The organism is Campylobacter sp. 2018MI13 (assembly GCF_018501135.1).
Taxonomy (GTDB): domain Bacteria; phylum Campylobacterota; class Campylobacteria; order Campylobacterales; family Campylobacteraceae; genus Campylobacter_E.
In genome coordinates, this window is sequence record NZ_JAHCZC010000088.1 from 1 (window position 1) to 6,425 (window position 6,425).

4 protein-coding genes and 1 pseudogene are annotated in these 6,425 nt (G+C 27.5%); 1 reads left to right on the forward strand and 4 read right to left on the reverse strand.

Annotation, left to right across the window (positions count from 1 at the left end; translation table 11 throughout):
• The 4 genes and pseudogenes from KJQ99_RS08220 to aspA all read right to left on the reverse strand — a co-directional run.
• Nucleotides 1-575 (reverse strand): LptF/LptG family permease (locus KJQ99_RS08220; RefSeq protein ID WP_214150512.1); only part of this gene is annotated, 575 nt, incomplete at its 3' end.
• Complete coding sequence (locus KJQ99_RS08225; RefSeq protein WP_214150513.1) at nucleotides 576-1,016, reverse strand: hypothetical protein; 441 nt, start codon at nucleotides 1,014-1,016, stop codon at nucleotides 576-578.
• Nucleotides 1,013-3,061: pseudogene (locus tag KJQ99_RS08230) on the reverse strand (cytochrome c biogenesis protein); the annotation flags it as partial. The gene KJQ99_RS08225 and the pseudogene KJQ99_RS08230, both read right to left, overlap by 4 nt.
• Before the next feature lie 1,086 nt (nucleotides 3,062-4,147).
• Nucleotides 4,148-5,548 (reverse strand): aspartate ammonia-lyase, encoded by a 1,401-nt coding sequence (gene aspA / locus KJQ99_RS08235; protein WP_214115804.1) that lies wholly within the window; start codon nucleotides 5,546-5,548, stop codon nucleotides 4,148-4,150.
• 61 nt (nucleotides 5,549-5,609) lie between these two features.
• Here aspA and KJQ99_RS08240 point away from each other — a divergent pair, with 61 nt between their 5' ends.
• The gene (locus KJQ99_RS08240) at nucleotides 5,610-6,329 is read left to right on the forward strand and encodes a TerC family protein (RefSeq protein WP_214115805.1); all 720 of its coding nucleotides are present in this window, start codon (nucleotides 5,610-5,612) and stop codon (nucleotides 6,327-6,329) included.
• Nucleotides 6,330-6,425: the final 96 nt, after the last annotated feature.

Below are 6,425 nucleotides of genomic sequence, written 5' to 3' on the forward strand. Positions count from 1 at the left end.
ACCCAATTATTATCAATAAAATTTGCTCTTTTTGCTAAGATGATTTTAGATATTTCATTGTTTGTTTTTTTGATAATTTTAATATCATTCATTGTAGATTTATCATAACTTTTTATATAGATATAATCATCTTGATATTTAAAAAATAAATCCATTTGTTCTTTGCTTAAATATCCGTATTTTAAAATATTGCTTTTATAGTTTTCTGCATAAGCAATATTTGTATAGTTTAAAAAAATTGCGATAAAACTTATTATTAAACTTATAAACATTATAGGTTTAACACTTGCGTTTTTGCTAAGCCCTAAAGAATAAAACGCTATAAATTCATTTTTTTTAATAAGAGATATTTTTGTAAAAATCATAGCAAGTATTAAAGCTATTGGCAATATATAATAAAAAGCTGTAAGCATTGTATATACAATATATAATAAGAATATATTGGTATTTAAATGCAGCTTTTTATAATTAATTAAAATATCTATAAATAAATAAAATCCTACAAAAGCAATAATAAAAATTAAACAATTTTTAAGATAAAGGCTAGCAAGATACCTAAAATAAAGTTTATTCAATTACTTCATCCTTCTTCTTGCAAGTCCTAAATTCTCATATAAATCTATTTCTCTTTTGTAACTTGGATATTTTTTACCCAATTCGTGATTTAAAAAAGCAATTAATTTTGCTTCAGCACATTTGTTAGCACAAACAACACTAATAAATCCTAATTTTTTTTTAGCATCTTCACTTAAAGTTGTAAGACTTGTTCTATTTTCAAGACTTTGACTTTGTAAAAACGCTAAAACTACTTTATTTAAAGCAGCTGGAGTTTTTGCACTCTTTGCTGCTTTTATCAAATCATCTAAAGCATTTACTTTCTTGACTACTTCTTGCTTTTCTTGTGTAAGAATTTGATTTTCTTTATTTTTTGAGCTCTTGATTATAAAATAAAAAACTAGAGCAATAATTACTAAAAAAGCTACTACACCGACAATTATAAATACATTATCTCTCATAAAAGTTCTGCTTCCTTTTTATTTTTACTTGCAACAATCGCTAATAACGCCATAACTCCTACGCTAATGTAAGCATAAATAGGCACGCTAGCAGCTTCTCCTGCAGCATATGAGTGCATACCTGTTAAAAAGTAATTCACTCCAAAATAAGTCATAATAATACTCAAATATGCAAACATAGAGCATACTGCAAATGTAAATTGATTATTTATTCCTTTAATCATTCTAATGTGTAAAACTGCAGCATAAACTAAAATAGATACTAAAGCCCAAGTTTCTTTACTATCCCAGCCCCAATATCTTCCCCAAGATTCATTAGCCCAAACACCACCTAAGAAATTACCTAAAGTAAGCAATGATAAGCCTAAAATCATAGCCATTTCGTTAATCATTGTAGCTTCTTTTATATTTGATTTTATTCTTTCATTTAGCTTTTTATTTTTTCCTAACATAATAAATAAAACTAATACAAAAATTCCAAGTAAAGCACATAGACCTAAAAATCCATAACTAGCAGTTATGATACTAACATGAATTGTTAGCCAATAACTTTGTAAAACAGGTGCGAGATTGCCTATTTGTGGGTCAATTGAACTAAGATGAGCTACCATTAAAACAATAGCTGCAAGAATTGATGTAAGTGATAATGAAATAGGACTTTTTTTAGAAAATACAATACCACTTAAGCTTAATGCCCAAGAAATATACAATAAACTTTCATAAGAATTTGACCAAGGTGCATGACCACTTAAATATCCCCTAATAGCAAGTGCAATTGTATGAACTATGAAAACTAAAATATTTAGATAATAAACTATTTTAAAGGCAGTTTTTAGACTTGTTTTACCACTAATCATTCTTGAAAATACTAAAATTAATAGCACCAAACCACCTAATAAATAAACAGGGCTTAATTTTGTAAAAATCCCTACCTTATCAAAAGCGATTTCTAATTTAAATTTTGCTTCATCAATATTAGTTCCTTGACTTGCCTTAATCTCATTTAAAATCTTTGAGCTTAAAGCATAATTATTGTCTTTATTTGCATTTATTAATGATAAAAAATAAGCTTTTAAATCAGGTTTGCTAGTTTCTAAGACATTTAAAGCTTTACCATCTTCAAAACTAGCTCTTACATAACCACCTAAAGAAGCGTAATATAAAAGATTTAAACGCTCATCAACTTTTAATAATTCTTTTTCATAAGTTCCACGCTTGTTTGGATTGGTTCTTAAAGCTTTATCTACTTCATCTTTTAAAGCATATACATTATTTGGAAAAAAATCATAAAAACTAGCATATTTACCCTTGCCAAGATTTAAAAAATCTCTTATTTCTTGATTGCTTAGATAAATAAATTTTTCTTTAGAAAAGTCTTTAAAATCACTCATAATCCATATTAAAAGCTCTGTTGCATCTTTGCCTTGATAAGTGCTTGTTTTATGAATTTTATTTACTAAATCAAGTGCTAATGAGCCAAATGGAGCTATTCTTCCATTGTCTTTTTGAACTGGTAAAACGCTTAATTCTTTTACATGCTCTTCTAGGCTAACTGGGGCTAGATTTTTATTAGCATTATCTATAGCTTCATTAATGTCATCAGAATGTAAAAGCGGAGTTAAAGCACTAAGTAAAAGCACTAATGAACTCATTTTTGCTAAGCGTTTTGTTAAAATCATAAAGCGTGAGTTTTTGTAAATCAAGTTTAAAAATAATCCTATACCTAATAATAAATATCCAATATAAGTTGGTATTTTGCCTGGGTCTTGATTTACACTTAAAATAGTTCCTAGCTCATCTTTATCGTATGAGCTTTGATAAAATCTATAACCTTTATGGTCTAATACATTATTCATATAAATCTTATAATCCTTACTTTCATCATCATTGATTCTAATATAACTTGCATAAGATTTCGGAGAATTTGAAGCCATATAACGCTCTAATTCAAATTTGTTTAAAGTAAAGCTAAATGGTAATTCAAGTAATTTAGCAGTATAAGATATGCTAAAAGTTTGATTTGCTAGAGTGATTTTTTGCCCTTCTCCTTCAAATAAATATGCGTATAAACTATCATTATCATAAGTTACTTTTACTAAATAAGCATTTGGATACTCGCTATCTTTGCTATCTTCGTAGTATTTAACGCCATTTTTGTAAAATTTATCAAATCCAATTTTGTAATTTTCAAATGAAATTACCATTCCATCATCAAGGCTAAATTCATTATCAGCTAATAATTTTATATTTTTCTTATTTTTAACATCAAATATTTCTAAATCAAAATTCGCTTTAATTTTGTTTTCGTTAAATTCTAAAAGCTTAGCATTCATTGAAATAGCTTTTTTATTTGCTATTACAACTTCTCCTAATACAACAAATCTACCTTCATCAAGGGCTAATGCACTTGAGCCTTGCTCTCCTGAAACATTTAATAACACAAAAGGTTTTCCACCTATTTCTTCTTTATAAGCTGGTTTTGCGTGTAAAATAACTTTTTCTAATTTTAAATTAGCTATTTTGCCATCTAAATCTAAGTTAATATCTACATCATTATGACCTATTACGCTTATATATTTAAACTCATCGCTTGAATAGTATTTATTATCTTTCATAGCAGAAATACTAAAAAATGCTTCTCTTGAGCTTACTATATTTGAAGTTTCATTTTCTCTTATATGAATATATCCTTCAAATCCATAATACCTAGTAAGTGCCGAGCCAAGTAGCATAAATAAAAAACTAAGATGGAATATAAAAAGCGGTAATTTTTCATACATTTTATATCTAAATATTGCAAAAAATAAATTAATTCCTAGCAATACCTGAATAGCAGCAAACCACCAGCTAGCATATATTAAAGCCCAAGCTGTAGGAGTTCCATATTTGCTTTCTATAAAAGTTGCTAAACCACTAGCAAAAGCAAACAACAAAAACAAAATTATGCTTAATTTCATACTTGATATCATCTTATACATTGTTATTCCTTGTGATTGTTAAAGATAAATTTTAACTAAAAAAAATTAGCTAAATTTAAACAAAAGCAATAAATAATAATTTTTATTATTTAGATTAAATTATTATCTATTACTTTTAAAGAAATAGGAATTTAAAATTCCTATTTCAAAATATTATTTAATTTCTCCCATATGTGGCTTTAACATAAACTCAGGGCTTAAAATCTTATCAAGCTTTTCTTTATCCATTAATTTACGCTCTAAAACTAAATCATAAACTCTTGCACCCGTTTGCAATGCAACTTTTGCAATACTTGCACTATTTTCATAACCTATATAAGGATTTAGTGCAGTTACAATTCCTATACTATTCATCACAAAATCTTCGCATATTTGTTTATTTGCTGTGATACCATCTATACATTTATCAGCTAAAGTCTTCATAGAACGCTCAAGCATACAAATACTATTTAATAAACTATATGCTGCAAGTGGTTCAAATACATTTAATTGTAATTGTCCACCTTCACAAGCTAAAGTAACACTAACATCAGCACCAATTACATAATAACACACTTGATTTACCACTTCAGGGATAACTGGATTTACCTTACCTGGCATAATTGATGAGCCTGGTTGCATTTTTGGTAAGTTAATTTCATTTAAACCACATTTTGGACCACTAGAAAGTAATCTTAAATCATTGCAAACTTTACTTAATTTTGTTGCAACTCTTTTTAAAACTCCACTAATTTGAACGAAAGCTCCTGTATCTTGTGTAGCTTCTATTAAATCATCTGCTATTACAAAATTTGCACCTGTTATATATTGAAGGTGTTTTGCAACGATTGGTGGATAATCAGGATGAGAATTAATTCCTGTTCCAATAGCAGTTGCACCCAAGTTAATTTCTAAAATTAAGCTTCTTGCTTCGCTAACTCTTTGTATATCTTCGCCAAGCATTACAGCAAAAGTTTTAAATTCTCTTCCTAAAGTCATCGGAACTGCGTCTTGAAGCTGGGTTCTTCCCATTTTTATAATATCTTTAAACTCAATTGCTTTTCTTTCATAAGCTGCTTTTAAATAATTCATAGCTTTCATTAAATCACTTAAATAATCATATAAAGCAACTCTTAAAGATGTTGGATAAGCATCATTTGTGCTTTGAGATAAATTCACATGGTCATTTGGATGGCAATACTCATACTCACCTTTTTTATGCCCTAATTTTTCTAAAGCAATATTTGCTATAACTTCATTTGCATTCATATTTGTAGAAGTTCCTGCACCACCTTGTATCATATCTACAACGAATTGGTCTTTATATTTTCCAGCTATTAATTCATCACAAGCAAAACAAATAGCGTTTTTAATCTCTTCATTAATTAAGCCTAATTCATAATTAGCTAAAGCTGCTGCTTTTTTTACTTTCGCAAAAGATATAATTAGTCTTGGAAAGTCCTTTAAACGCTTTCCTGAAATGTCAAAATTTTGCACTGCTCTTAAGGTCTGAACTCCATAATAAATATCATCAGCAATTTCAAGTTCGCCTAAAAAATCGTGTTCTAATCTCATTTAATCTCCTTTAAAAAATTTCGGTTAGGATAGCATTTTTTAATCAATAAAAAGGACAATTATGTTTGAATGGATTTTCACTTCAGAAGGCATATTATCTTTCGTAACTTTAGTATTACTTGAGATAGTTTTAGGAATAGATAATATTATTTTTCTTACTATTTTAGTAAGTAAATTACCAAAACACCTTCAAAATAAAGGCCGTATTTTAGGACTTGGTTTTGCTATGCTAACTCGTATAGCACTTTTATTTAGTATCTTTTGGCTTGTTAAACTTACAAAACCTTTATTTAATATCTTAGGTCAAGATTTTAGCGGTAGAGATATTGTCTTAATTGGTGGGGGAATATTTTTAATAATTAAATCAATTAAAGAACTAATATCAATGCAAAAAAACGAGCATAGTGATAATAGTAATTTTAAGGCTAGCTCAAATTTCTTTGTTGTAATAATTGAAATTGCTTTAATTGATATAATTTTTTCTTTAGATAGTGTAATTACTGCAGTAGGAATTGCTGATGAGCTTAGCATTATGATATTAGCTGTAATAATTGCTATGATGTTTATGATGATTGCTAGTAAATGGATTGGAGATTTAGTAGAAAAATTCCAAGAATTAAAAACTCTAGCTTTAACATTTTTAGTCTTAGTTGGTGGTGTTTTAATAGTTGAAGGTTTAAATATTCATATAAATAAAGCATATATTTATACTGCTTTAGCATTTAGTATAGTAAATACAACCCTAAATATCTTGCAAAAAAAGGCTAAAGATGAAAAATAATTTTACTGAATTTGTTTTAAAGCATTTTGGAATATTTTTATATTTTACACTAAGCAATATTTTTTGCTTAGTATTGTTTTCTAATAAGATTATAAA